Origin of the sequence: Streptomyces sp. NPDC079020 (genome assembly GCF_044542225.1) — a bacterium.
Classification (GTDB): Bacteria; Actinomycetota; Actinomycetes; order Streptomycetales; family Streptomycetaceae; genus Streptomyces.
On the sequence record NZ_JBITUB010000021.1, the window covers coordinates 35,158 to 60,351 of the forward strand.

25 protein-coding genes are annotated in these 25,194 nt (G+C 71.3%); 11 read left to right on the plus strand and 14 right to left on the minus strand.

Annotation, left to right across the window (positions count from 1 at the left end; all coding sequences use genetic code 11):
• Window positions 1-10 precede the first annotated feature (10 nt).
• Complete coding sequence (locus ACIGJO_RS31485) at window positions 11-1,264, minus strand: extracellular solute-binding protein (protein ID WP_399964023.1); 1,254 nt, start codon at window positions 1,262-1,264, stop codon at window positions 11-13.
• Window positions 1,265-1,465: 201 nt separating this feature from the next.
• On the opposite strand from ACIGJO_RS31485, the gene ACIGJO_RS31490 reads away from it, so the two are divergent.
• The gene (locus tag ACIGJO_RS31490) at window positions 1,466-1,681 is read left to right on the plus strand and encodes a dodecin (protein WP_399964025.1); all 216 of its coding nucleotides are present in this window, start codon (window positions 1,466-1,468) and stop codon (window positions 1,679-1,681) included.
• Here the strand turns inward: ACIGJO_RS31490 and ACIGJO_RS31495 are convergent, their stop codons facing one another.
• Window positions 1,682-2,170 carry a hypothetical protein gene (locus ACIGJO_RS31495; protein ID WP_399964027.1) on the minus strand — a complete coding sequence of 163 codons (489 nt, stop codon included), beginning with the start codon at window positions 2,168-2,170 and terminating at the stop codon, window positions 1,682-1,684. It abuts the gene before it with no gap.
• A gap of 69 nt (window positions 2,171-2,239) precedes the next feature.
• Here ACIGJO_RS31495 and ACIGJO_RS31500 point away from each other — a divergent pair, with 69 nt between their 5' ends.
• Together ACIGJO_RS31500 and ACIGJO_RS31505 are read left to right on the plus strand one after the other, a co-directional pair.
• A complete protein-coding gene (locus ACIGJO_RS31500) occupies window positions 2,240-3,283 on the plus strand; it encodes an MsnO8 family LLM class oxidoreductase (RefSeq protein WP_399964029.1) in 1,044 nt (347 codons plus the stop codon).
• A gap of 61 nt (window positions 3,284-3,344) precedes the next feature.
• Window positions 3,345-5,771 carry an ABC transporter gene (locus tag ACIGJO_RS31505; RefSeq protein WP_399964031.1) on the plus strand — a complete coding sequence of 809 codons (2,427 nt, stop codon included), beginning with the start codon at window positions 3,345-3,347 and terminating at the stop codon, window positions 5,769-5,771.
• A 64-nt stretch (window positions 5,772-5,835) separates the two neighbouring features.
• On the opposite strand, the gene ACIGJO_RS31510 is transcribed toward ACIGJO_RS31505, so the two are convergent.
• From ACIGJO_RS31510 to ACIGJO_RS31520, 3 genes are read right to left on the minus strand one after another with little or no spacing between them, the layout of a single operon-like run.
• Window positions 5,836-6,582: a succinate dehydrogenase/fumarate reductase iron-sulfur subunit gene (locus tag ACIGJO_RS31510; RefSeq protein ID WP_399964033.1), complete on the minus strand. Its 747-nt coding sequence runs from the start codon at window positions 6,580-6,582 to the stop codon at window positions 5,836-5,838.
• On the minus strand, window positions 6,579-8,528 hold the full coding sequence (locus ACIGJO_RS31515) for a fumarate reductase/succinate dehydrogenase flavoprotein subunit (protein ID WP_399964035.1): 1,950 nt from the start codon (window positions 8,526-8,528) through the stop codon (window positions 6,579-6,581). The genes ACIGJO_RS31510 and ACIGJO_RS31515 overlap by 4 nt, the downstream gene beginning before the upstream one ends.
• A gap of 1 nt (window position 8,529) precedes the next feature.
• On the minus strand, window positions 8,530-9,237 hold the full coding sequence (locus ACIGJO_RS31520; protein ID WP_399964037.1) for a succinate dehydrogenase: 708 nt from the start codon (window positions 9,235-9,237) through the stop codon (window positions 8,530-8,532).
• A 95-nt stretch (window positions 9,238-9,332) separates the two neighbouring features.
• Here ACIGJO_RS31520 and ACIGJO_RS31525 point away from each other — a divergent pair, with 95 nt between their 5' ends.
• The gene (locus tag ACIGJO_RS31525; RefSeq protein WP_399964039.1) at window positions 9,333-10,253 is read left to right on the plus strand and encodes a LysR family transcriptional regulator; all 921 of its coding nucleotides are present in this window, start codon (window positions 9,333-9,335) and stop codon (window positions 10,251-10,253) included.
• Between the two features lie 66 nt (window positions 10,254-10,319).
• Here the strand turns inward: ACIGJO_RS31525 and ACIGJO_RS31530 are convergent, their stop codons facing one another.
• Together ACIGJO_RS31530 and ACIGJO_RS31535 are read right to left on the minus strand one after the other, a co-directional pair.
• Window positions 10,320-12,494: a putative bifunctional diguanylate cyclase/phosphodiesterase gene (locus ACIGJO_RS31530; RefSeq protein WP_399964041.1), complete on the minus strand. Its 2,175-nt coding sequence runs from the start codon at window positions 12,492-12,494 to the stop codon at window positions 10,320-10,322.
• Complete coding sequence (locus ACIGJO_RS31535; RefSeq protein ID WP_399964043.1) at window positions 12,491-13,309, minus strand: SAM-dependent methyltransferase; 819 nt, start codon at window positions 13,307-13,309, stop codon at window positions 12,491-12,493. Before ACIGJO_RS31535 ends, ACIGJO_RS31530 begins: the two co-directional genes overlap by 4 nt.
• Before the next feature lie 1,016 nt (window positions 13,310-14,325).
• Between ACIGJO_RS31535 and ACIGJO_RS31540 the strand changes: the two genes are divergently transcribed.
• From ACIGJO_RS31540 to ACIGJO_RS31550, 3 genes are all read left to right on the plus strand, one after another.
• Complete coding sequence (locus ACIGJO_RS31540; protein ID WP_399964046.1) at window positions 14,326-14,460, plus strand: hypothetical protein; 135 nt, start codon at window positions 14,326-14,328, stop codon at window positions 14,458-14,460.
• Window positions 14,461-14,475: 15 nt separating this feature from the next.
• On the plus strand, window positions 14,476-15,240 hold the full coding sequence (locus tag ACIGJO_RS31545; RefSeq protein ID WP_399964048.1) for a hypothetical protein: 765 nt from the start codon (window positions 14,476-14,478) through the stop codon (window positions 15,238-15,240).
• A gap of 172 nt (window positions 15,241-15,412) precedes the next feature.
• A complete protein-coding gene (locus tag ACIGJO_RS31550; RefSeq protein ID WP_399964050.1) occupies window positions 15,413-15,958 on the plus strand; it encodes a hypothetical protein in 546 nt (181 codons plus the stop codon).
• 95 nt (window positions 15,959-16,053) lie between these two features.
• Here the strand turns inward: ACIGJO_RS31550 and ACIGJO_RS31555 are convergent, their stop codons facing one another.
• Complete coding sequence (locus ACIGJO_RS31555) at window positions 16,054-16,692, minus strand: hypothetical protein (protein ID WP_399964052.1); 639 nt, start codon at window positions 16,690-16,692, stop codon at window positions 16,054-16,056.
• Window positions 16,693-17,018: 326 nt separating this feature from the next.
• Between ACIGJO_RS31555 and ACIGJO_RS31560 the strand changes: the two genes are divergently transcribed.
• Window positions 17,019-17,678 (plus strand): class F sortase, encoded by a 660-nt coding sequence (locus ACIGJO_RS31560; protein ID WP_399964054.1) that lies wholly within the window; start codon window positions 17,019-17,021, stop codon window positions 17,676-17,678.
• 82 nt (window positions 17,679-17,760) lie between these two features.
• On the opposite strand, the gene ACIGJO_RS31565 is transcribed toward ACIGJO_RS31560, so the two are convergent.
• Window positions 17,761-18,603 (minus strand): polysaccharide deacetylase family protein, encoded by an 843-nt coding sequence (locus ACIGJO_RS31565; RefSeq protein ID WP_399964056.1) that lies wholly within the window; start codon window positions 18,601-18,603, stop codon window positions 17,761-17,763.
• Window positions 18,604-18,768: 165 nt separating this feature from the next.
• On the opposite strand from ACIGJO_RS31565, the gene ACIGJO_RS31570 reads away from it, so the two are divergent.
• Entirely contained in the window at window positions 18,769-19,230 is a 462-nt protein-coding gene (locus tag ACIGJO_RS31570; protein ID WP_266926216.1) for a universal stress protein, read from the plus strand.
• Between the two features lie 40 nt (window positions 19,231-19,270).
• On the opposite strand, the gene ACIGJO_RS31575 is transcribed toward ACIGJO_RS31570, so the two are convergent.
• Window positions 19,271-20,482, minus strand: a complete 1,212-nt coding sequence (locus tag ACIGJO_RS31575; protein WP_399964058.1) for a CapA family protein — start codon at window positions 20,480-20,482, stop codon at window positions 19,271-19,273.
• A 268-nt stretch (window positions 20,483-20,750) separates the two neighbouring features.
• Here ACIGJO_RS31575 and ACIGJO_RS31580 point away from each other — a divergent pair, with 268 nt between their 5' ends.
• On the plus strand, window positions 20,751-21,335 hold the full coding sequence (locus ACIGJO_RS31580) for a sigma-70 family RNA polymerase sigma factor (RefSeq protein ID WP_399964060.1): 585 nt from the start codon (window positions 20,751-20,753) through the stop codon (window positions 21,333-21,335).
• Here the strand turns inward: ACIGJO_RS31580 and ACIGJO_RS31585 are convergent.
• Window positions 21,254-21,466, minus strand: coding sequence for a zf-HC2 domain-containing protein (locus ACIGJO_RS31585; RefSeq protein ID WP_399964062.1), 213 nt, complete (start codon window positions 21,464-21,466; stop codon window positions 21,254-21,256). The genes ACIGJO_RS31580 and ACIGJO_RS31585 overlap by 82 nt on opposite strands.
• A gap of 111 nt (window positions 21,467-21,577) precedes the next feature.
• On the opposite strand from ACIGJO_RS31585, the gene ACIGJO_RS31590 reads away from it, so the two are divergent.
• The gene (locus tag ACIGJO_RS31590) at window positions 21,578-22,096 is read left to right on the plus strand and encodes a hypothetical protein (protein ID WP_399964064.1); all 519 of its coding nucleotides are present in this window, start codon (window positions 21,578-21,580) and stop codon (window positions 22,094-22,096) included.
• A gap of 16 nt (window positions 22,097-22,112) precedes the next feature.
• Here ACIGJO_RS31590 and ACIGJO_RS31595 read toward each other — a convergent pair whose 3' ends face one another.
• The 3 genes from ACIGJO_RS31595 to ACIGJO_RS31605 are packed head-to-tail and all read right to left on the minus strand — an operon-like array spanning window position 22,113 to window position 25,149.
• Window positions 22,113-23,303 carry a sensor histidine kinase gene (locus ACIGJO_RS31595; RefSeq protein ID WP_399964066.1) on the minus strand — a complete coding sequence of 397 codons (1,191 nt, stop codon included), beginning with the start codon at window positions 23,301-23,303 and terminating at the stop codon, window positions 22,113-22,115.
• Window positions 23,300-24,790: a cation acetate symporter gene (locus ACIGJO_RS31600; protein WP_266926205.1), complete on the minus strand. Its 1,491-nt coding sequence runs from the start codon at window positions 24,788-24,790 to the stop codon at window positions 23,300-23,302. Before ACIGJO_RS31600 ends, ACIGJO_RS31595 begins: the two co-directional genes overlap by 4 nt.
• Window positions 24,787-25,149: a hypothetical protein gene (locus ACIGJO_RS31605; protein WP_399964068.1), complete on the minus strand. Its 363-nt coding sequence runs from the start codon at window positions 25,147-25,149 to the stop codon at window positions 24,787-24,789. Before ACIGJO_RS31605 ends, ACIGJO_RS31600 begins: the two co-directional genes overlap by 4 nt.
• Window positions 25,150-25,194: the final 45 nt, after the last annotated feature.

A 25,194-nucleotide genomic window follows, 5' to 3' on the forward strand; every position in this document is an offset into this window, starting at 1 on the left:
CCGCGTCGGCTCAGCCGCCCGTGAGCATCGCGGTGATGCGCTCCGACGCCGCCTTGGCCTCCTCGGCGGGGTCACCGCCCTGGAGAACCGCCGTCATGTACGGCTTGATCGGGTTCTCGGCCTCGACGGCCGCCCACTGGGGCGAGTTGGGGGTGGCGCGGCCCTCGGTGGCTCCGGCGGCCATCGCCACGGTGCCCTCCTCGTCCCCGATGACACGCGCGAGGCTCGGCTTGTTGGGCACATAGCTCATGGTCCGGACGAGTTCCGTCTGCCACTTCTCGCTCGCCAGCGCCTTGACGACCTCGATGCCCGCGCTGCGCTGGTCGGCGTTCTTGGGAACGATCAGGTCGGAGCCTCCGGTGAATACGGAACCCGGGGCCTTCGCCGTCTTGCCAGGAATGGGGAAGTAGCCGAGCTTTCCCTTGAGTTCGGGGTTCTTCTGCTCGATGAGGGAGGCGGCCCCGGGCACCGAGATGATCTGCGCGACGTTGCCCCGGGCGAATACGTCGGTCTGCGGGGGCTTCTCCTCGTCGGCGTCCGTGGGTCCGTCGCCGAGCGCCTGGAGTTCCTTGTAGAACTCCATTCCCTTGAGCGCCTCGGGTGTTCCGAGGGCCCCTTCCCAGTCGCCGCCGTTCTCGTCGGCCAGGTCCCCGCCCTCGTCCCAGATGAACCCGGCCAGGACATACCAGTTCTGGCCCGCGAGATAGATGCCCTGGTTTCCGTCCCTGTTGAGCTTTTCGCCGGCCGCGATCCACTCCTCGCGGGTCTTCGGCGGAGTCTTGATTCCCGCCTGCTCGAAGATGTCCTTGTTGTAGATCACCACCCGGTTGGCGGCGTACCAGGGGATTCCGTACTGAACTCCGTTGATGCTTCCGGGCTGGGCGAGCCCGGGAATCCAGTCGTCGCTGCCCAGGTCACGCATCGATTCGAGCGTGAGGTCGCGCAGCCCCCCGCTGACCGCGTACTGGGCCACCTGGGTGTTTCCGACCTCGATGACGTCCGGGGCGTCGTCCCCCTTGAGCGCGGACATGACCTTGGGGCCGATTCCGCTCCATTCCTGGATCTTGAACTCCAGGTCGACCGAGGGGTGCTCCTCCTCGTACGACTCGGTGAACTTGTCCAGGAATCCCTGGGAGACGCTGTCCTTCATCAGCCAGACCGTCACGGTGCGGTCGCCGGAACCGGAGTCCGAGAAATAGCCGCATCCACCGAGAGCGACGGAGGAGACGAGCGCGACGGCTCCGGCGAGTATGCGGTTTTTCACTGGGTCACCTTCTGCGGAACGGCACGACGGAATCAGAACCCGGTGTGGGGGGACTGCGGGCATCGCTCGCACGGGCGTGGCTGGATTTTGGTATGGACCATTCGCCAGGTCAAGGCCCGCGCGAGCCCGGGACGAGCCGATTCTCCCTCTCGCGCGACATCCCGAAATGAGGCAACGTGGTCACAGGAAAGGGGACATAAGATGCCTAACCACACCTATCGGGTCACCGAAATCGTAGGAACCTCCGAGGAGGGCATCGATGCGGCGGTCCGGAACGGCGTTGCCAGAGCTTCTGAAACGTTGCACAATCTCGACTGGTTCGAGATCACTCAGGTGCGCGGACACATCGAGGATGGCCGGATCGCGCACTATCAAGTCGGCCTGAAGGTTGGCTTCCGGCTCGACGAGAATGCCTGATCAGGTCCGCCCTTCGCGTTCCTGCGCGTCCTTCAGCACTTCCGGGGCGACCGCCCAGCGAGCCCTCACCACGGCGAATCCGGCCGCCTCCGCCGCATCGCAGACCAGCTCGTCGTCATCGACGAGCACCCGCACCTCACGCGTCCGGCCCAGCCGCTTCAGGCTGTCCAGCTTGGTACGGCGGGCCGGCCGCCGGTCGTTGTCACGGCGCATATGGAGCGTGCCCCCGGGCAGCCCCTGCCGGGCCAGCCAGTCCAGGGTGTCGCGGCGGCACCGCTCCGGCCGTCCGGTCAGATAGGCGACCTCGCACTCCTCGGCGCACTCCAGCGCCAGAGCGACCCCCTCCGCCAGCGGGGGATCATTCACCGCGGCGGTGAAGAAGGCGTTCCAGTCCTTCGTCCGCCCCTCCAGGTGATGCTGCCGGTGGGCACTGTCGGCGAGTGTGCCGTCCAGATCGAAAACGGCCAGCGGCCGCGCCTTGTCGCTCACTCCCCCAGCTTAGGCAGCACCGGCCCGGCCCTCCGGGAATCCTGGCGGGGGCCCGGCGTTGAACACGGTGTGAGCCCTCTGATCGCGTCGACCCGCTTCTCCGTCCTGGACCGTTCCCGCACCCGCGAGGGTCATGACGGCCCGCAGGCGCTGCGCGACACCGTGCGCCTGGCCCAGGAGGCCGAGGCTCTCGGATTTCACCGCTTCTGGGTCTCCGAACACCACAGCGTCCCGGGGGTCGCGGGCTCGGCCCCGACCGTGCTGGCCGCCGCCGTCGCCGCCGCGACCTCCGCCATCCGGGTCGGGACCGGCGGGGTGATGCTCCCCAACCATCAGCCGATCGTGGTCGCCGAGCAGTTCGGCGTGCTCGCCTCGCTGTTCCCGGGGCGGATCGACATGGGGCTCGGCCGCTCGGTGGGATTCACCGACGGCATCCGCAGGGCGCTGGGCCACGGCAAACGGGACGCCGACGACTTCGCCGGGCAGCTGGAGGAGCTCCTCGGCTGGCTGGACGGCACCCAGCAGGCCCATCCCCAGGTCCACGCCCGCCCCGCCGAGGGCCTGGACATCCCCGCGTACGTCCTGGCGACCGGCGAGGGCGCCGCCGTCGCGGCAGCGGCCGGCCTGCCGCTGGTCATCGGCGACCTGAGCGGCAGGGACAGGCTGCTGCGCGCCGCCGAGGTCTACCGCAGGGACTTCCGGCCGTCCGCCCGGTCGCCGGAGCCGTATGTGATCGTCGCGGGCACCGTCGCGGTCGCCGCCACCGAGGCCGCGGCCCGCCGGCTGCTGATACCCGAAGCCTGGTCCATGGCCTACTCCCGCACCCATGGCTCCTACCCCCCGCTGGCCCCCGCGGAGCGCGTCGAGAGCATCGCCATGACGGAGCGGGAGCGGAGCATGTTCGAGCGGGGCCTCGCCGGGCACATCCACGGCACCGGGGAACAGGTGGCCGCGCGGCTCGAAACGGCCATCGGGGAGACCGGCGCCGACGAGGTGCTGGTCACGACCAGCACGTACGACCGCCAGGGCCTGCTGGACTCCCTGCGGCGGCTGTCCGCGCTCACCGGCCGGAGCGCGGGCGCGGACCGGGCCGCCCGGGGCGGGCGGTACTAGAATCGAACCGCTTGCCCCGAATTCTCCGCCCAGATCAGTTTCCGTACGGAGCCACGCCCCGATGCCCTCCCCCCACGATCCGTACGTCCGGGTGCGAGGCGCCCGTGAGCACAACCTCCAGGACGTCCATGTCGACATTCCGCGGGACACCCTCACGGTGTTCACCGGTGTCTCGGGTTCCGGGAAGTCCTCGCTGGCCTTCGGGACGATCTACGCCGAGGCCCAGCGCCGCTACTTCGAGTCCGTCGCCCCGTACGCCCGCCGGCTGATCCACCAGGTCGGCGCCCCGGCGGTCGGCGAGATCACCGGACTGCCGCCCGCGGTCTCCCTGGAGCAGCGCCGCTCCGCGCCCGGGTCGCGTTCCTCGGTCGGTACGGTCACGACGCTCTCCAACTCGCTGCGCATGCTGTTCTCCCGGGCCGGGGACTATCCGGCGGGCGCCGAGCGGCTCGACTCCGACGCCTTCTCCCCGAACACGGCGGCCGGGGCCTGCCCCTCGTGCCACGGCCTCGGCCGGATCCACCGCACCACCGAGGAACTGCTCGTACCGGAGCCCTCGCTGTCGATCCGGGACGGGGCTATCGCCGCCTGGCCCGGGGCCTGGCAGGGCAAGAACCTGCGCGATGTGCTGGACGCGCTCGGGTACGACGTGGACCGGCCGTGGGAGGAGCTGGCGGCCGCCGACCGGGAGTGGATCCTGTTCACCGACGAGCAGCCCGTGGTGACGGTCCATCCGGTGCGCGAGGCGGGCCGGATCCAGCGCCCCTACCAGGGCACGTACATGAGCGCCCGGCGCTATGTGATGCACACGTTCGCGGCTTCCCGGAGCGCCACGCTCCGGGCGAAGGCGGAGCGGTTCCTGACCAGCGCCCCGTGCCCGGTCTGCGCGGGCAGCAGGCTGCGGCCGGAGGCGATGGCCGTCACCTTCGGCGGGCGGACGATCGCAGAGCTGGCCGCGCTGCCCCTCGCCGCGCTCGCCGGGGTGCTGTCCTCCGCGGGCGGCGGGGAGACGGCGCGGGTGCTGACGGCCGATCTGCTGGCGCGGATCGGTACGGTGACCGAGCTGGGCCTGGGCTATCTCAGCCTGGACCGTACGGCTCCGACGCTGTCCTCCGGCGAGTTGCAGCGGCTGCGGCTCGCCACTCAGCTGCGGTCGGGGCTCTTCGGGGTGGTGTACGTCCTGGACGAGCCCTCGGCGGGGCTGCATCCCGCGGACACCGAGTCCCTGCTCGCCGTGCTCGGCCGGCTCAAGGAGGCCGGGAACACGGTGTTCGTGGTGGAACACCAGATGGACGTGGTGCGGCACGCGGACTGGCTGGTGGACGTGGGTCCGCTGGCCGGGGAGCACGGTGGCCGGGTGCTGCACAGCGGGCCGCCCGCCGGGCTCGCGGACGTGCCGCAGTCCGCCACGCGCCGGTTCCTGTTCGACAGGGCTCAGGCGCCGGTGCGCGAGCCGAGGACGCCGTCCGGGTGGCTGGGGCTGACCGGGGTGGACCGGCACAATGTGCGCGGCGTCGACGCGGAGTTCCCGCTCGGGGTGTTCACCGCGGTGACCGGTGTCTCGGGTTCGGGGAAGTCGACCCTGGTCGGCCAGGTACTGGCCGGCGCGCTGGCGGACCGGCAGGGCGCGGACGGGCCGCCGGGCGCGCGGTACTGCGCGTCGGCGCGGGGGCTGGAGGCGGTGGACCGGCTCGTCCAGGTCGACCAGAAGCCCATCGGCCGTACGCCCCGGTCGAATCTGGCCACGTACACCGGACTCTTCGACGTCGTACGGAAGCTGTTCGCGCGGACGGAGACGGCGCGGGAGCGCGGCTACGGTGCGGGGCGGTTCTCCTTCAATGTGCCGGGCGGGCGGTGCGAGACCTGTCAGGGCGAGGGGTTCGTCTCCGTGGAGCTGCTGTTCCTGCCCAGTACGTACGCGCCCTGCCCCGACTGCCACGGCGCGCGCTACAACCCGGCGACCCTGGAAGTCACGCTGGGCGGACTGACCATCGCGCAGGTGCTGGACCTGACGGTGGAGTCGGCGGCCGGGTTCTTCGCCGGCACCCCGGCGGCCGGGCGCAGTCTGACGACGCTGCTCGATGTGGGGCTGGGGTATCTGCGGCTCGGTCAGCCCGCGACGGAGCTGTCGGGCGGCGAGGCGCAGCGGATCAAGCTGGCCGCCGAGCTTCAGCGCACCCGGCGCGGCCACACCCTGTATCTGCTGGACGAACCGACGACCGGGCTGCATCCGGCCGATGTCGACGTGCTGATGCGGCAGTTGCACGGGCTGGTGGACGCGCGGAACACGGTGGTGGTCGTGGAGCACGACATGACCGTGGTGGCGGGCGCGGACCATGTGATCGATCTGGGGCCGGGAGGGGGCGGCCAGGGGGGCCGGATCGTCGCGACGGGCACTCCGGCGCAGGTGGCCCGGGCGGCGGGCAGCCGCACGGCCCCCTATCTCGCCAGGGCCCTGCGGACGGACCCCGGGGCGGCGGTCTCCTGATCCGCTCCCGACCCCCCGGCCCCCCCGGGGCCCGGGGGGTCACGAGCGGTGTGTGCGGGTCCGGTCAGCGGGCGGCCTTGCGGGTCGCGCGCAGCCACTCCTTGTTCATGGCCGCGATCGACGGCAGCGGAATGCCCTTCGGGCAGGCCGTGGCGCACTCGCCGGTCAGGGTGCAGCCGCCGAAGCCCTCCTCGTCCATGGTCGCGACCATGTCCAGGACCCGGGTCTCACGTTCGGGCGCGCCCTGCGGAAGCACATTGAGGTGGTTGACCTTCGCCGAGGTGAACAGCATCGCCGAGCCGTTGGGGCAGGCGGCCACACACGCGCCGCAGCCGATGCACTCGGCGTGCTCGAAGGCGAAGTCGGCGTCCGGCTTGGGCACGGGCGTGGCGTGCGCGTCCGGGGCGGTGCCGGTGGGGGCGGAGATGTAGCCGCCGGACTGGATGATGCGGTCGAAGGCCGAGCGGTCCACGACGAGGTCCTTGACCACCGGGAACGCGGCGGCCCGCCAGGGCTCGATGTCGATGGTGTCGCCGTCCTGGAAGGACCGCATGTGGAGCTGGCAGGTGGTGGTGCGTTCCGGGCCGTGGGCGTCGCCGTTGATGACCAGGCTGCACGCTCCGCAGATGCCTTCGCGGCAGTCGTGGTCGAAGGCGACGGGCTCGTCCCCGCCGAGGATGAGCTCCTCGTTGAGGGAGTCGAGCATCTCCAGGAACGACATGTCCCGGGAGATGCCGTCGACCTGGTAGGTGGCCATGGCGCCGGGCGTCTCGGCGTTCTGCTGGCGCCAGACGCGCAGGGTGAGCTTCATGCGTAGCTCCGCTGGGTGGGGTGGACGTACTCGAAGACGAGGTCTTCCTTGTGCAGGACGGGGGCTTCGCCGGTGCCGGAGAACTCCCAGGCCGCGGCGTAGGAGAACTCCTCGTCCCGGCGGGCGGCCTCGCCGTCTGGGGTCTGTGACTCCTCGCGGAAGTGGCCGCCGCAGGATTCGGCGCGGTGCAGGGCGTCGAGGCACATCAGCTCGGCGAGTTCCAGGTAGTCGACGATGCGGTTGGCCTTCTCCAGCGACTGGTTGAACTGTTCTCCGGTGCCGGGGACCTTGATGCGGCGCCAGAACTCCTCGCGGATCTGCGGGATCCGCTCCAGGGCCTTGCGCAGTCCCTCCTCGGTGCGGGCCATCCCGCAGAACTCCCACATGAGTTCACCGATCTCACGGTGGAAGGAGTCGGGAGTGCGGTCGCCGTCGACGGCGAGCAGCAGGTTGATGCGGTCCTCGGTCTCGGCGACGGCCTCGGCGACCGCCGGGTGGTCCGCGTCGACGGTCTCCGTGTGGGGGCTGCGGGCCAGGTAGTCGTTGATCGTGGACGGCAGGACGAAGTAGCCGTCGGCGAGGCCCTGCATCAGCGCGGAGGCGCCCAGCCGGTTGGCCCCGTGGTCGGAGAAGTTCGCCTCGCCGATCGCGAAGAGCCCGGGGACGGTGGTCTGGAGGTCGTAGTCGACCCAGAGGCCGCCCATCGTGTAGTGCACGGCGGGATAGATCCGCATGGGTGTGCTGTACGGATCCTCCGCGGTGATCCGCGCGTACATGTCGAAGAGGTTGCCGTACTTCTCCTCGACCCCGGCCCTGCCCATCCGTGCGATGGCGTCGGCGAAGTCCAGGTAGACGCCCTGGCCGCCGGGGCCGACGCCCCGGCCCTCGTCGCAGACGTTCTTGGCGGCCCGGGAGGCGATGTCACGGGGCACGAGGTTGCCGAAGGCCGGGTAGATGCGCTCCAGGTAGTAGTCGCGCTCGTCCTCGGGGATCTCGCCCGCGGGACGGTCGTCGCCCTTGGCCTTCGGGACCCAGATCCGGCCGTCGTTGCGCAGCGACTCGCTCATCAGCGTCAGCTTGGACTGGTGGTCGCCGGTGCGCGGGATGCAGGTGGGGTGGATCTGGGTGAAGCAGGGGTTGGCGAAGTAGGCACCGCGCCGGTGGGCGCGCCAGACGGCGGTGGCGTTGGAGTTCATGGCGTTGGTCGACAGGTAGAAGACGTTGCCGTAGCCGCCGCTGGCCAGGACGACCGCGTCGGCGAAGTAGGTGTCGATCTTCCCCGTGATCAGGTCGCGGGCGACGATGCCGCGGGCCTTCCCGTCGACGACGATCAGGTCGAGCATCTCGGTGCGCGCGTGGAGTTCGACGTTACCGGCGGCGATCTGCCGGGCCAGCGCCTGGTAGGCGCCGAGGAGGAGCTGCTGCCCGGTCTGGCCCCGGGCGTAGAAGGTGCGCGAGACCTGGACGCCGCCGAACGAGCGGTTGTCGAGGAGGCCGCCGTACTCGCGGGCGAAGGGAACGCCCTGGGCGACGCACTGGTCGATGATCTCGACGGAGATCTGGGCGAGCCGGTGGACGTTGGACTCCCGGGCGCGGAAGTCGCCGCCCTTGACGGTGTCGTAGAACAGCCGGTGGACGGAGTCGCCGTCGTTGCGGTAGTTCTTCGCGGCGTTGATGCCGCCCTGTGCGGCGACGGAGTGCGCCCGGCGGGGCGAGTCCTGGAAGCAGAACTGGACGACGTGGTAGCCCTGTTCGGCGAGGGTGGCGCCGGCCGAACCGCCCGCGAGGCCGGTGCCGATGACGATGACGGTGTGCTTGCGGCGGTTGGCCGGGTTGACGAGTCTGGCCGTGAAGCGCCGGGTGTCCCAGCGTTCGGCGACGGGCCCTTCGGGTGCCTTGGTATCGGCGACGGGCGTGCCCGTGGTGTAGTGCGAGTAGTCGGTCATGTCAGCTCACGACTCCGGTCATGACGGCGACGGGTACGGAGATGAAGCCCAGCGTCAGCACCGCCGCCAGCACATTGGCGAGGGTTTTCAGAACGCGGTCGCGGGTGGCGCTGCCGACGCCCAGGGTCTGCGCGGCGCTCCAGAATCCGTGCTGGACGTGCAGGCCCATGGCGAGCATCGCGACGATGTAGATGGTGTTCCCGTACCAGGTCGAGAAGGTGTCGACGACGTTCTGGTAGGGACGTCCGGACTGGAAGCCGCCCGGGTGCACGGTGCCGGTCGTCAGGTCGAGGATGTGCCAGACGATGAACAGCGCCAGGATGATGCCGCCCCAGCGCATGGTCCGGGTGGCGTAGCTCGCACGCGGCTTCCGGTGGACGTATCGGGTCGGGCGCGCCCTGATGTCGCGCCGGCTCAGCTGGTACGCGGACACTCCGTGCAGCACGACGGCGGCGACGAGCACCACCCGGACGATCCACAGGGCCCACTCGTAGTGCAGGAAGGGCTCGCCCATGGTCCGCAGCCAGTGGGCGTAGTGGTTGAACTCGCCGGATCCGAAGAAGATCTTCAGGTTGCCCACCATGTGGACGACCAGGTAGCCGAGCATGATCAGGCCGCTCACAGCCATGATCATCTTCTTGCCGACGGACGAGTCCCAGAGCGTACGCGTCATGGACGGCCGTCGGTCCGCCCGCGTTGCCAATGCCATGGACACGACGCTAGGGCCGAAAGGCCCATCAGTCCAAGACATGGTGTGGCTCATCTTCATAGGCTTTACCTATCGTGCCGCGTTATCGTCGGTGCATGCACCTCCAGCAGCTCTCCTATTTCGTGGCCGTCGCCGAGGCCCGGCACTTCACCCGCGCCGCCGAGGCGGTGCATGTCTCGCAGCCTTCGCTCTCCCAGCAGATCCGGGCGCTGGAGAACGAGCTGGGCGCCGAACTGTTCAGCCGGGCACGGGGCAACATCACCCTCACCGACGCGGGCGAGGCACTGCTGCCGCTGGCCCGCCGGATCCTCGCGGACGCGGACACCGCCCGGCACGAGGTGCAGGAGCTGGTGCAGCTGCGGCGGGGACGGGTCCGGCTCGGGGCGACCCCCAGCCTCTGCACGGGTCTGCTGCCGGACGTCCTGCGCGCCTTCCACGATCTGCATCCGGGCGTCCGGCTGCTGCTGGAGGAGGGCGGCTCGCACGACCTCGTACGGCAGCTGGCGCGCGGTGCGCTCGATCTCGCCCTGGTCGTGCTGCCCCTGCCGGCCGCCTCGCCCGCGCTGACCACCGTGGAGCTGCTCCACGAGGACCTGGTCGTGGTCTCGTCCGCGGCGGAGGCCGCCCCGGGGCGGGGCGGCAGGGTGCGGATCCCCGATCTCCAGGGCGCGCCCCTGGTGATGTTCCGTCACGGCTACGACCTGCGGGAGCTGACCGTGGCGGCCTGCCGCGCCGAGGGCTTCGAACCGTCGTTCACGGTGGAGGGCGGCGAGATGGACGCGGTCCTCGGTTTCGTCCGGGCGGGGCTGGGCATCGCGGTGGTGCCCAGCATGGTCGCGAACCGGGCCGGGCACGATCTGCGCACCACGCCGCTGGCCAGACCCGGGCTGCGCCGCACGATCGCGCTCGCGCACCGCAGCGATGTGGCACCGCCGCGTGCGGCGCGGGAGCTGCAACGCGTACTGCTGTCCTCGATCGCCGGACGGGCCGGAGGTCCGGGCCCGTCCGGCGGCTGAGCACACCCTCACGGACCGCCGGGCCGCCGGACCGCCGGGCCGACGCGGGTCCGCCCGGCGGGCCCGTCACACCGCGTCGGCCAGCAGCAGGCTGTGAATACGGTCCGGGGCGCCGGGGCGGGCATAGTACCAGCCCTGGGCGGTGTCGCAGCCCAGCTCACGCAGCTGCTGGGCCTGGGCCCCGGTCTCCACGCCCTCCACCGTCACGGCCAGCTCCAGGCTGTGCGCCAGCGACACGATCCCTTCGACGATCTTCAGGTCGACGGGGTCGGCCGGGTGCTGCTGCATGCCCTGGGTGAAGGAACGGTCCAGCTTGAGCACACTCACCGGCAGCCTGCGCAGATTGGCCAGGTTGGAGTATCCGGTGCCGAAGTCGTCGAGCGCTATGTCGACGCCCATCTCCGCCAGCTGCCGCAGCGGCTTGAGCAGATCGTCGTCGGCGCCGATCAGCGCGGACTCGGTGACCTCCAGGCAGAGCGCCCCCGGTTCCAGACCGGAACGTTCCAGCACATCGACCGTCTCGGCGACCAGCCGCGGGTGGTGCAGCTGGGTCGGCGAGAGATTGACGTTGATCCGCAACGGGCCGCCGTCGCTGTGCCGTTCCTGCCAGAAGTTGGCCTGCCGGACGGACTCCTCCAGCACCCAGCGGCCCAGCGGCACGATCAGCCCGGTGTGCTCGGCGAGCGGGATGAACCGGTCCGGGCCGAGCACCCCGTGCTGCGGATGGCACCAGCGCACCAGCGCCTCCGCACCGTGCACACTGCCGTCGCCCAGGTGTACGAGCGGCTGGTACTCGATGAAGAACTCACCGCGGTCCAGCGCCGCGGGCAGCGCGGTGGTCAGCCCGTGCCGGGTGATGGCACGCGCGTCGGCCTCCGCGTCGGCGAGTTCGAACCGGTTGCCGCCGGCCGACTTGGCCCGGTACATCGTGATGTCGGCACTGCGCAGCACCTCGGCGGCGCTGCGCTCCCCGGAGGGGCCTTCGACGATGCCGATGGAACCGCGCACGGTCAGCTCCCGGCCGTCCAGCCGGATGGGCGTGGCGAGCACACCGAGGATGCGGCAGGCGAGTTCGTCGACCTCGTCCTCGGTGTCCGGTCCGGTGGTCAGGGCGACGAACTCGTCGCCGCCGAGCCGGGCCACCATCTCGCCGGGCGCCGTGGCGCAGCTCTGCAGCCGGTCGGCGACCTCGACCAGCAGCCGGTCACCGGCGGCGTGGCCCAGGCTGTCGTTGATCGCCTTGAAGCCGTCCAGGTCGAGGTAGCAGAGCCCGAAGCGGGCGCCGTTCCTCGCGGAGACGGCCTTCTCCAGCCGTTCGAAGAAGAGCGTGCGGTTGGGCAGGCCGGTGAGCGCGTCATGGGTCGCCTCGTAGCGCAGCCGCAGATTGAGGAGCCTTCGCTCCGTGGTGTCCTCCAGCAGGGCGAGCTGGTACTCCGGGCGGCCCTCGGCGTCCCGCAGCAGCGACACCGTCAGATTGGTCCACAGGACCGTTCCGTCATTGCGGTAGTAGGGCTTCTCGACCCGGTAGTGCTCGCGTTCGCCGCGTACCAGCTCGTTGTAGTACTTCCAGACCTGCGGCGAGTCCTCGGGGTGGACCCACTCGTTCAGCTTGTGGCTGCGGACATGGTGGTCCAGGCCGCCGAACATCCGGGTGAGGGTGTCGTTCACCTCCAGGACGTTGCCGTCCAGGTCGGCGATGCCGATGCCGATGGCGGCGTCCTTGAAGACCGCCCGGAAGCGCGCCTCCGTGGCGTGCAGCACCTGCTCCGCGTGGGAGCGGGCGGCCAGCGCCGAGCGGGCGATGGCCTCCTGTTCGGACAGGGTCCGCTCACGCAGCGCCTGGGTGAAGCCGCCGGCCATCGCGTGCTGCATCCGCGCGCAGCGGGCCCGGCTGTCCTCGGTGGACAGTTCCCTGGGCCCGTTGCCGCCGCAGTACAGGACGAGATAGGAGTCGACGACGCCGAGCGTGGAGCTGAGGGCGTCCGGGTCCGTGCAGTGGGCCTCGACCAGCGCCGCGCCCACGCGCTGGGCGGGCGCCGCCTCGAACGGGTGGGCGTGCAGGATTCCGTTCAGCTCCCGTGCCAGCGGCAGGAGATGCTGCTCGAATTCCGGTCGGGTCATGGAGGTGGCCGTCGAGGGGAAGATGGCCCGGCTCCAGATCGTGGCGAATCTCCGGAGCCGGCCTTCGGGGCCGTCCGGTTCCGCGTCCGGCTCACCGGACGCCTGGGCGGGAATGCTCACGCCTTGCGTCCTACCCCTGCGAAGCCCGAGAAGGCGAACGGGTCCTCCTGCTCCGGCACCACGGGGGTGTCCGGGCGCCAGTGAGGCATGGCGACGAGGCCGGGCTCGACCATCTCGTACCCCTCGAAGAACCTGCTGACCTCGGCGCGCGAACGCATGACGAGCGGATTGCGGATGTTGCGGTAGACGCCGACCGTGCCGCCCGCCTCCGCCTCGGACAGCGGGACCCCCTCGTACGAGGCGTGGGTCATGACGATCAGGCTGCCGGGGGCCAGCGCCTCACGCAGTTCGGCGACCGCCGTGTACGGGTCGTCGGCGTCCTCGATGAAGTGGAGCACCGCGACGAGCAGCAGCGCCACCGGCCTGCCGAGGTCGAGCAGTCCGCACACCTCGGGGCTGTTCAGGATGTCCCGGGGGCGGCGCAGGTCGGCGGCGGCGACGACCGTACGGTCGTCGCCCTCCAGCACTTCCTGGCTGTGCGCGACCGCGACGGGGTCGTGGTCGATGTACGCCACCCGGGACTCGGGGTCGGCCGCCTGGGCGACTTCATGGACATTGCCGAAGGTCGGTATGCCGGAACCGATGTCCAGGAACTGGCTGATACCCACACTTGTGGCGTAGCGCACGGCCCGGCGCATAAACGCCCGGTTCGCCTGCATGATCTTGGGAAGGCCCGGCATGAACTCCATGGCCTTGCGCGCCGCTTCCCGGTCCACCTCGAAATTGTGCGATCCGCCCAGATAGAAGTCGTACATGCGAGACACGCTCGGCACCGAAATGTCTATGCCTTGCGGTGCCCAGGCGGGACGCTCCATCGATGTCTCCAACAAGTCGCCACGGCGATCCGGCCATGTTCATGGTCAGTGTTGACCAGAGGCTACTGATCGACCGCCAAGAGAGCGAGCGGAAACGGAAATTAGCGGTCCGTTATTGGTCACACACCAGTGGCATGTGCGGTGTGATCCGTCGCTGCCTGTACGCATTCAGCGACGGACCGGCACTTCGGGCGCCGTTTTCCGGCACCCGGCGGCGACTTGGACGAATGCGCGCGGTGATGCCGAGGATCACTTCGGCGCACCGCCGAGTTAGGCACGAGCGGGGACCGCGTATCATGTTCCGCCGACGCCCCGGCAGTTGGCGTCCCCGCGCTTCACATCACCGGAAAAGGTATAGACCTACCCTGCGGTGACAGCTTTCACCGTATTTCCCGGCCCCCGGGGTGAGCATCGCTCACTTCTTGAGCAGTCGCCCGTACGGAGCTTCGAGGGATCTCCCCCGTTCCGGGTCCTCGCGCGCCAAAAGCCCTGAGGGATCGACCGGTTCGGCAGCGCGTACACCGGCACCTCAAACGTGAACCGTCAATTGTCCCCTCTATCAGGCGAATCCACTGCCACTCCTCGCGTGTCCGGCTTCGGCGCAGAACATGCTCCGGATCGTGTACGGATCACTCATCGGGCGGCTCACGGCAGCCGCCGCGCTCATCTGGCTCATAGCCCTACCGCCGCCCGCGTACGCCGACGCGTGTGCGGTGGCCTCGATCGGACAGGGCGACAGCGATTACGCGGTCGCCGTGGCGGGCGGAGCACGGTGCGAGGAGGTCGCCAAGCCCGAACCTCCCCCGCCGCCCACCAAGGAGCCACCACCGCCCCCTCCTCCGACCCGTCCCGCACCACCACCTCCACCACCTCCGCCGCCCCCTCCCGCACCGGTCTCCGCACCACCGCGGCCGGAGCCTTCGCCGCGGGTGCCCACGCCACCGCCCCCGCCGAAACCCTCTCCACAGTCCGCTCCGACACCTTCGGCACGCGTGGCGCCCCCGGCCCCCCGGCCCGTGACACTCCCCACCTACCGCAGGGCGGCCCGCAAGGCACCGGGGAGCGGGCCGTCGCTGGTCTCCCTGACCCTGCTGATCACCGCCCCCGCGGTATTCGCCGTCGCGGTGCTCCGGCCCCGCTCGTCCCGCTGACCGAGGGAGAAACCCATGTCGGAATGGCTTGTTCTGACCCTTGCGATGGCCTCGGCCTGCGCCGTCGTCCTCACCATCGCCGTCCTCAACAACCGCCGCGTCGGTGAGAACGACGACCCGTCCGAGACACCCGACGTCATCGAGTACATGACGATGATGATCGGCGTGGTGTACGCGATCGTGCTCGGCCTCGCCATCGCCGGAGTCTGGGAGGGCCGCAGCGCGGCCCAGGAGTCGGTACGGCTGGAAGCCCAGGCGCTGCACGAGGTGCGGGCGCGTTCATCGGTCTATCCGGCCGAGGTCCGCGACCGGATCCGCGCCGATGTCGACGCCTATGTCGGCCATGTCGTCCGTGACGAGTGGAAGGCCATGTCCGACCACGGCAGGCTCACCGACCGGGGAACGCGCCTGCTGGACCGGATCCGCGCCGACGTCACCGGGTACGAGCCGAGGACCGACCACGAGGGGCAGGCGTATCAGCCACTGGTCGACCAGGTCGCCGCGGCCGACGACGCCCGCAGTTCCCGGGGGCAGAGCGCCGGAGCCACCATGCCGGGCGTGGTCTGGTTCGGACTGATCACCGGGGCGCTGGTGACGGTCGGGCTGATCTTCACGCTGCAGATCCGCAGAACGTTCCGCGAACTGCTGCTGGCGGGCCTCTTCAGCGTGCTGATCGCCTTCCTGCTCTTCCTCATCTGGGACTTCGACTCACCGTTCGGCCGGGGCATCTCGGCCACCGCCGCCCCCTTCCTCGACCTGTTCCCGCACGCGGGCGGCTGACCGCCGCCACCCCCGGCCGGTGCGCCGGCCGGGGGACAACGCTGCCCCATTCGCCGGACTCTGATCGCGGGCGATATGAGCAACTTCTAGCGTTTCGCGTATCGAGGTGCATTTCCTATTCCTTGTGGAAATCCGTTCCGCAGCTGCTCCTCGGGGACCCGGAGGATTCACCATGCGCGCGATACGTGTCGCACCCGCCGCCCTGCTCGGCGCCACCGCACTCACCCTGCTGATACCGGCCGCCCAAGCCGTGGCGGGCGGCACGAACACCTCGTTCAACCCGACCGTCGCCCCGTCGGTGGTCGCCCCGGGCGGCACGGTCACCCTCGGCAGCGGGGGCTGCACGGGCAGTACGACCGTCACCTCGGGCGTGTTCGGCACCACGGTCATCGCCGGCGGCAGCACCTCGGCCACCGCCACGGTCGACGCGGCCGCCAGACGGGGTGCCGTCTACGCGGTCACCTTCGTCTGCGGCTCCACGGGGGCGAGCAGGAGCGTCGACCTGACCATCACCAGCGGCGCCACCGCCACCCCCACCACGGCGCCCACGGCCAGTTCGACATCCATCGCGCCACCCGGCGGGGTGACGGGCGGACTCGGGGGCAGCATCGGCACGATGGACGCCACCAGCATCGCCGCCGGTACGGGGCTGGTGCTGGCGGCGGGGGCCGGGGCCGTCTACTTCGTGCGGCGGCGCAACGCCGGCCGTCAGCACTGACCCGCGGCACACCGCGGACGCACGGCAGTCGCCCCGGGTCCTGATCCAGGACTCGGGGCGACGGGCGTATCGGGCCGGGCGGGAGGTTCGACGCCCTAGACCGCCGCATCGCTCGACCGCCGGCGCCGGACGATGAAGACGGCGCCTCCGACGGCCGCCGCGGCCACCAGAGCGCCGCCGATCTGCATCTCCACGGAGCTCGGCCCCATGGAACCGCCCAGGCCGCCCTGTGCGCCCCGGCCCGGCAGGACGGTGAACTGGTGCGTCGCGACGGCGCCGTTTCCGCCGTTGCCGCCGTTGCCGCCGTCGCCCCCGTTGCCTCCGTTGCCCCCGTTCCCGTTGAAGTCGTTGCTGTCGTTGTTGTTGTTCTCGTTGTTGTTGTTCCCGTTGTTGTTGTTCCCGTTGTTGTTCCCGTTGTTGTTCCCGTTGTTGTTGCACCGCACGGACAGGTTGTAGTGCCCGGGTGTGGCGTTGCGCCGGATGTGCGCCGTGGCGTACCCCGTACGGCCCGCCGACAGCTCGGTCGTCGGGAAGGCGTTCGACCAGACCCTGCCGCCGTGGCGGCAGCCCTGTGCGGTCACCTGCATCGTGGCGCCCTGGTGGACCGACGAGGGATTGACAGTGATGTTGCGCGGAGCGTCGCCGGGAGCACCGCCGGCGGCGGCCAGCGGGGCCGCCAGCCCGACGGCCGCGAAGGCGGTCGCGGTGACCGCGAGAGCGCGTGAAGCACGCATGGTGTGAACCTCCAGCGGGGCACGCCCCGGAGTCCTGTCCTCCGGGATGGATCGAAGAGAAACGCGTCCCATGACGAACCCTCACCAGTTCCCCGGACCGTCGCACTTCGGTACTGCTCCACCCCGGTGAGCCGACACGCCGTACGGAAACCCCCGGGCCTGACGGAGTCGCAGGTCACAGACCGTCAGAACTTTTATCCGCTCATTACTCCGAAGAGCAGACGGCCCGGGTGGGCCGGCCGGTGCCGCCACCCGTTCGCCCCTCTCTGATCGCCGCCCCGCCGCACGGCACCTAACGTTCCCCTCGTCGCAACGAAGGGAGAACCATGGGCCGGGACTACTCGGGGGCCGAGCGGACCAGACGCGTGCCCTGGGGCGCTGTCGCCCTGGTGATGCTCACCGGCCTCGCACTCATGCGGAACGGAGCGGACATCGCGCCGGGCCCGCCCCAGCCCGCCGCGGCCGCCTCCCTGGACAAGGGGCAGGACACCGCAGGTCCGCCCGTGGAGGGCGAGCCGGTGCAGACCCTGCCGTACGCCCCCGCCGCCCGGGTCCAGATCCCGTCCATCGATGTCGACGCACCCGTCATCGACGTGAATCTGGACGCGAACGGCTGGATCGCCGCGCCGCCCCCGGAGGACCCCAACCTGGCGGGCTGGTACCAGAACGGGATCGCGCCCGGTCAGCGCGGAACCGCCGTCGTGGTCGGCCATGTCGACAACAAGTCCGGGCCCGCCGTGTTCTACGGGCTCGGCTCGCTCGCCAGGGGCAAGCAGGTCGAGGTGACCCGCTACGACGGCCGGATCGGCGTGTTCGAGGTGTACGGCGTGGAGGTGTTCTCCAAGGACGACTTCCCCGGCGCCCGGGTGTACGGCGACACGGGCCACGCGGAGCTCCGGGTGATCACCTGCGGCGGCGGCTACTCCAGGGCGGGCGGGTACGACGGGAACGTGGTCGTCTTCGCCCGGCTGGTCGAGACCCGCTGAGGGCCGCGGGAGCGCGCCCGCCGGGAGTGCGTGCCGCGCCCACCGGGGTCGGGTGGGGCGCCCACCCGCCCGCAACGCACCGTCAGTCGCGGTGCGGCACGGTGATCCGGTAGCCGTCGTCGAGCAGCGCGGGCAGATAACGCCGGAGCGCGGCGACGCTCTGCGACCGGTCGCCGCCCGCGTCGTGCGAGAGGACCACCACCCCGGGCGCGGCGCCGTCCAGGACCCGGCGCACGATGGTTCCGGTCCCCGGCGTCGTCCAGTCCAGCGTGTCCACGGTCCAGGCCATCGGCTCCATGCCCAGCTCGGCGCCGATCTCGAACGAGTTGCGGTTCCACGCTCCGTAGGGCGCCCGGTACCAGAGCGGCGGGGCGCCGAGCGTCCTCTCGATCACTTCGCTCGTGCGGCCCAGCTCGTCGCGGATGCCCGGCCGCGAGAGTTTCGGGACCAGCGGGTGGGTCCAGGTGTGGTTGCCCACGACATGGCCGTCCGCCGCCATCTCCCGGAGCAGGTCCCGGTTGTCGTCGGCCATCTCGCCGCAGACGAAGAACATCGCGCGGACCCCGTGTTCGCGCAGCGTGGCCAGGATGTCCGGGGTGTACCGGGGGTCGGGGCCGTCGTCGAAGCTGAGCACCAGGGAGTGCCCGAGGGCGGGCAGCGCCTCGAACGGCCGGGTGCGTACCGGCGGCGCCGCCGGTCTGAACCGGGGCGGCGCGTTCCCGGTCATCGGCTGGAGCCGGTAGGCGGAGGGTCTCCCCCGCGGTTTCGCCGGCGGACCTGCCGCGGCGGTGGCCCGTGTGCCCGCCGGACGGACCGGTGTGGCGGCCTGATCGGCCGCGATCAGGTGCACGGCGGTGGCGGCCCCGAAGCCCAGGGCGAGTTTCAGAGCGGTGCGGCGCCCAGGTGAGGTCTGATCACGTCTCATGGCCAACTGCTCGCACGCCTGAGCGTGCGCGCGGGCGTGCGACACCGGGTGCCGGTGGTTTTGCACCCGATCGACGCAGCAGGCCGGCGGCATCCGGAGGGGCCGTCCGCGGTGCCGGGGACACCCGGAGCAGCTTCCTCCGCACCAGCCGATAACCTCTGTGCCGTGACAGACCAGAACCCCCATCAGTTCGAACGTGGTACAGACGGTCCCAAGGTGATCGTCGCCGGTCTCGACGGGTCCGACTCCTCCATGCGCGCTGCGGCCTACGCGGCCGGGCTCGCCCGCCGGCAGAACGCCATGCTCGCCCTCGTGTACGTCCAGCCGGTGATGCCCGCGGGCGCCGCGCTCGGCGCGCCGGTCGGGGACACCACCGTCGAGGTCGCCGAGGGGCTGGTCAGCGAGATCCGGGCGGCCACGGAGCGGCTCAAGGACATATGGGATGTCCGCTGGGAGTTCCACACCTTCCGCGGCGATCCCTACAACGGGCTGGTCACGGCGGCGGACGAGCTGCGGGCGGACGCCGTGGTGGTGGGCGCGTCGGAGTCGGCGGGACACCGTTTCATCGGGTCGGTGGCGGTGCGGCTGGTGAAGGCCGGACGCTGGCCGGTCACCGTGGTGCCGTAGGGGCCGGCCCTGCCGTGCTCGGTGTCCGCGTCCGCGCGGCCTACCGGCCCATGACCAGGCCGTCCCGACCCGCTCCCCGGCTCAGCACCACCGTGCGGATGCGGTCACGGACCTTGCGCAGACCGTCGTTCCCGTCGCCGATGGCCGCGTTGAGATCGATGACGCGACCCGCTTCGGGGTCGTACCACTGGGGGATGAATTCGGCCTTGTCCACCGTCCAGCGCTGCCCGGGTTTCCCGGGCGGCGCGAAGGTGAAGCGCGCCATGGAGCCCTGGTTGCCGCGCGGATCCTGCTCACCCTCGTAGTTGATCATGGCCCCGGCGATCTGGTCGCCCATGCCGTAGACGACCCAGGTGCCGTTGACCTTCTCGTAGGCCTGCGGCACATGGGCGTGGGTGCCGATGATCAGGTCGAGGTCGGGACGGCCGGCCGACGCGGACGCGGTGAGCCGCTCGGCGAGCGCGAGCTGCTCCTCGTCCGGTTCGTCCTGCCACTCGGTGCCCCAGTGCACCGACAGGACGACCACGTCGGCGCCCGCGCGGCGGGCGGCCCGCGCTTCGGCGACGATCCTGTGCCCGTCGGTCGGATTGACCGCCCAGGGCCGGTCCGCGGGCAACGGGATGCCGTTGGTGCCGTAGGTGTACGCGAGGTGGGCGACCTTGGCCGCCCGCTTCCCCGGCCCCGCGTCCAGCAGTACGGGGCGGGCGGCCTCGGCGGCGGTGCGGGCGGATCCGGCGTGCCGCACACCCGCCCTGTCCAGGGCGTCCAGGGTGCGGCGGATGCCTTCCGGGCCGTCGTCCAGGCTGTGGTTGGAGGCGGTCGAGCAGGAGTCGAATCCGGTCGAGCGCAGCGCGGTGGCGACCTCGGGCGGCGAGGTGAAGCTCGGGTAGCCGCTGAACGGGCCGCCGGCGGGCCCGTACACCGTCTCCATGTGGCAGATGGCCAGATCCGCCCGGGAGACGACCGGGGCGACACCTTCGAACATCGGGGCGAAGTCGTGGCCGCGGCCGCCCGCGTCGGCGGCGGCCCGCTCGATGACGGAGGCATGCGGGAGTACGTCGCCGGAGACCAGCAGCGTGAAGGCGCCCGGCCCGCCGGATTCCTCGCCGCCCGTACCCCGGGCGGCCGGGGAACCGGTGGGCCGCTGGCCGCGCTCCCCGGCCGGCGGGGGCTGCGGGCCCGTACAGCCGGCCGCCGCGGCGAGCAGCACGGCGACGGCGGCCGTCGCGCCCCTTCGGATGCGCTTCGTCATCTGCGCGGCTCCATATTCGGATGATCAAGACCCTCCGAATAAAGAGATAGTCATACAACTTATTCAAGGAGCAAAGCCGCGTAAGTAGCTGAACCGGCCGTACTGTTCGCACACGGCGGCCCCGCGACCGTTCACCGCACCATTCGCCGCACTGTGCGACCGCTCGTCGCACACCTCGGCGTACCGCCTGTTGCTCAGCCCCCCGATGCGTTCGTATACGGCAGGCGGCAGCGAGGCGGCAGGGCCTTCGCGGGAAAGGACGTTCACGATGACCACGACGACGACCGATGAGCGGGCCATCGCGGAGTTGCAGCGCGAGCACGGACCCGCGCTGTTCCACTTTCTGCTCGGCCTCACGTTCGGCGACCGGCAGCGTGCCGAGGACCTCCTCCAGGAGACCCTGGTACGTGCCTGGCAGCATCCGGAGGCGTTCGACGCGCCCTTCGACTCGATGCGCCCGTGGCTCTTCACCGTCGGGCGCCGGCTCGCCATCGACGCCCGCAGGTCGCGCGGTGCCCGCCCCGTCGAGGTGAGCGACGCCGTCCTGGAGAGTGCCCCGGCACCGCAGGACACGGCGGACTCGGCGGTCCGCGCCCTCGACGTACGGGAGGCCGTGCGCACCCTCAGCCCCGAGCACCGTGCGGTGCTGGTGCAGATCTACTTCCGGGGACTCAGCGTCGGCGAGACGGCGCAGGTGCTCGGCATCCCGCCGGGCACCGTCAAGTCCCGCTCGTACTACGCGCTGCGGCTGCTGTCGCGCGGCCTGCCCGGTTACGGGGCGGGCGGCCCCGGGGACAGCTCCTCCTCACCGAGCAGCGCGAGCAGGGCCGAGGCCTCCGCCAGCTCCACATAGACCGCGGCGCATCCGTCGCAGCGCTGGAGGTGGCCGGAGACGGCGCGCGCCTCGTCCTCGTCCAGGGCGTCCAGGACGTACGCGCCGAGCGACTGGCGCACATGCGGGTCATCGCCGGGGTCGGCGGTCATCACAACCTCGTATCTCCTCGACGATCCTGCTCTTCTGCCCACGCGGGGCACCCGCCCCCGGTTCAATGCTCGGTGGAGCCCGGTGCCGAGCGGGGAGAGAGGCGGGACGGAATGCGTCCGGAACGTGACGAGGGGGCCGGTGGCGGGCTGCCGGTCCCGATGGCCTGGCTGTCCACGGAGTACATGGCCGACGAGCTGCTGAGGACCGGCGACCTGATGGAGCCGGCGACGCTGGAGTTCCGCGCGGGGCGCGACGCGCTCGCGCTGACGATCTTCCTCTCGGACGGGGCGGCGGCCGGTGCCCTGTCGGAGGCGCGGGTGGACGAACTGCGGCTGCTGACCGCGTGCGGGGCGCCCTGGCGCCGATGGGTCTGCGAGCGGCTGGAGGGCGCGGCGGCGCGGTCCGCCCCCGGCGACCCCGATCTGGCACTCGCGCGGGCCGCCTGGCGGTGGCTGGAGGAGACCGAGGTGCTCGCCGCGGACCTCGACGCGATCACACCGCCGCCCCGGGAACCGCCGGGCCACGAGGCCGGCGGGGCGGACCGGTCCGGCGAAACGGAGGCCCAGGTCTGGACCCCGGCGTGGCAGCTCGGGCTGCCGCTCGGACATCTGGCCGTCCACCTCTGCTGAACGTCCGCGCGCCGGGTCATGAACCGTGCACCCCGGCCCGGTACTTGGGCAGCCGCAGCGTGATCCTCATCCCCGCGCCGACGCCGGTCTCGATGACGAGCCCGTAGTCGTCCCCGTACACCTGCCGCAGCCGCTCGTCGACGTTGAGGAGTCCGATGCCGCTGGACGCGCCGCCCTCGCCGCGCAGGATCTGCCGCAGCCGGCCGGGGTCCATGCCGGTGCCGTCGTCCTCGATGACGACCTCGGCCTCGGAACCGGCGTCCAGGGCGCTGATGGTGATGCGGCTGGTCGTGACGGCGCCTTCGAGTCCGTGTTTGACGGCGTTCTCGACCAGCGGCTGGAGGCACAGGAAGGGCAGCGCGACCGGCAGCACCTCGGGGGCGACCTGGAGGGTGACCGCCAGGCGTTCACCGAAGCGGGCCCGGACCAGCGCCAGATACTGGTCGATGGAGTGCAGCTCGTCGGCGAGGGTGGTGAACTCGCCGTGGCGGCGGAACGAGTAGCGGGTGAAGTCGGCGAACTCCAGCAGCAGTTCGCGTGCCTGCTCCGGGTCGGTACGGACGAACGAGGCGATCGCGGCCAGTGAGTTGAAGATGAAGTGCGGGGAGATCTGGGCGCGCAGGGCCTTGATCTCGGCCTCGATGAGCTGGGTGCGGGAGCGGTCCAGCTCGGCGAGTTCCAGCTGGACGCAGACCCAGCGCGCCACCTCTCCCGCGGCCCTGGCCAGCACCGCCGACTCGCGCGGCGCGTAGGCGACCAGCGCGCCCAGGACCCGGTGGTCGACGGTGAGCGGGACGGCGACGGCCCATCGCAGCGGGCAGTCGATGTCGCCGCAGTCGCTGTGGAAGGCGGTGTCGCGGCCGCTGTCCAGCAGGCCCCGGACGTGCTCCATCACCTTCTTGCCGTGGTGGTGTCCCGCGCCGTCCCAGACCAGGACCCGGTCGCGGTCGGTGAGGCAGAGCGCGTCGGTGCCCAGCAGCGAGCGCAGCCGGCGGGCCGACCGGCGGGCGCTCTCCTCGGTGAGACCGGCCCGCAGCGGCGGCGCCGCGAGGGAGGCGGTGTGCAGGGTCTCAAACGTGGCGTGCTCGACGGGCGTGCCGACGTCACTGGGGCGTACGGGGCGGGCCGTGCGGCGCCCGAGCAGGAAGCCCGCACCGGTCAGCAGCGCCGCCAGCACGGTCAGTACGGCGATACCCGCCCCGGTCATCGCTCCCGCCCTGAGGTGAGCGCCTCCGGCAGATGGAAGCGGGTCATGGCGGCGTTGGTGCCCGGGGGTATCCGGCCGGGGGTGGCGAGCGAGACCAGGATCATCGCGAGGAAGCCGACCGGCACGGACCAGACGGCGGGCCAGGCGAGCAGGGCGTGCGGCCAGCCCGGCGGCCGTACCGCACCGCTGACCGTGATGGCGACCGCCAGCAGCGCCGAGCCGCCCCCGAGCAGCAGACCGGCCACCGCTCCGGGCGGGGTGAGCCGGCGCCACCAGATGCCGAGGACGAGCAGCGGGCAGAAGGAGGACGCGGACACCGCGAAGGCCATGCCCACCGCGTCGGCCACCGGCACCCGGCTGACCAGCAGCGAACCGCCCAGCGGAACCGCGATGGCGAGCACGGTGGCCAGCCGGAAGTGCCGTACGCCGCGCGAGGGCAGGACATCCTGGGTGATGACGCCGGCGACGGCCATGGTGAGCCCCGAGGCGGTGGACAGGAACGCGGCGAACGCGCCGCCCGCGATCAGGGCGCCGAGCAGATCGCCGCCGAGCCCGCCGATGACCCGGGCGGGCAGCAGCAGCACGGCGGCGTCCGCGTCCCCACCGTGCCGGAGCTCGGGCGCGTACAGCCTGCCCAGCGCACCGTAGACGGGCGGCAGCAGATAGAACGCGCCGACCAGCGCGAGCACGGCGACCGTGGTGCGGCGGGCGTCGCGGCCGTTGGGGCTGGTGTAGAAGCGGACGACGACATGGGGCAGCCCCATGGTGCCGAGGAATGTCGCCACGATCAGCCCGTAGGTCGCGTACAGCGGGTGGTCGGCGCGGAAGACCGGGAGCTGGTCGCCGAAGGAGACCCGCGGCTGTCCGTCGCCGCGCCAGGCCAGTACGAGGAAGACCGCGGGGACGAGGAGCGCGGTGAGTTTCAGCCAGTACTGGAACACCTGGACGAAGGTGATGGAGCGCATGCCGCCCGCCGCGACCGCGATCACCACGACGGAGGCGACGAGGACATCACCGAGCCAGCCGGGCGCACCGGTCAGGATCTTCAGGGTGAGCCCGGCGCCCTGGAGCTGCGGCACGAGGTACAGCCAGCCCGCGCCGACCACGAACACACTGACCAGGCGGCGCACCTGCCGCGATTCGAGCCGCCCTTCGGCGAAGTCGGGCAGGGTGTAGGCCCCCGAGCGGCGCAGCGGCGCGGCGACGAACACCAGGAGCACGAGATATCCGGCGGTGTACCCGACCGGGTACCAGAGCATGTCGGGGCCGTGTACGAGGACCAGACCCGCGACGCCGAGGAAGGAGGCGGCGGAGAGGTACTCACCGCTGATCGCGGCGGCGTTGAGGCGGGGCCGCACGGTGCGTGAGGCGACATAGAAGTCGGAGGTGGTACGGGAGATGCGCAGCCCGAATCCGCCGACGAGGACGGTGGCGAGGACGACGAGAGCGACCGCCGCCCACGACGCCATGTGGTCGGGTTCGCTCACGGTGCGGGGCGGCCTTCCACGAGCCTGGCGAAGTCGCGCTCGTTGCGTTCGGCCCGGCGGACGTACCACCAGGCGGTCAGGGTGAGCGGCGGGTAGGCGGCGAAGCCGAGCACCGCCCAGACGAGCGCGGAGCTGTTGAGCGCGGCGAAGACGAGCGGCAGGGTCCCCGCGACGAGGGCGAGCACGGCGAAGGCGGTGACCGCGGCGCGGAGCTGGCTGCGCATCAGCGAGCGCACATAGGCACCGCCGAGGGCGGTCTGCTCGTCGATCTCCGACTGGGTGCGGTATCGGGGCAGCGGACGGACCCGCCGAGGCTCCCCCGTGACCACTTCGCGCCGGGGCGTGGGCTCTGCGGACATGAGCTGGGAGTGTAGGCGCGGCCCGGTCCCGCTGGGAAGGTCTCC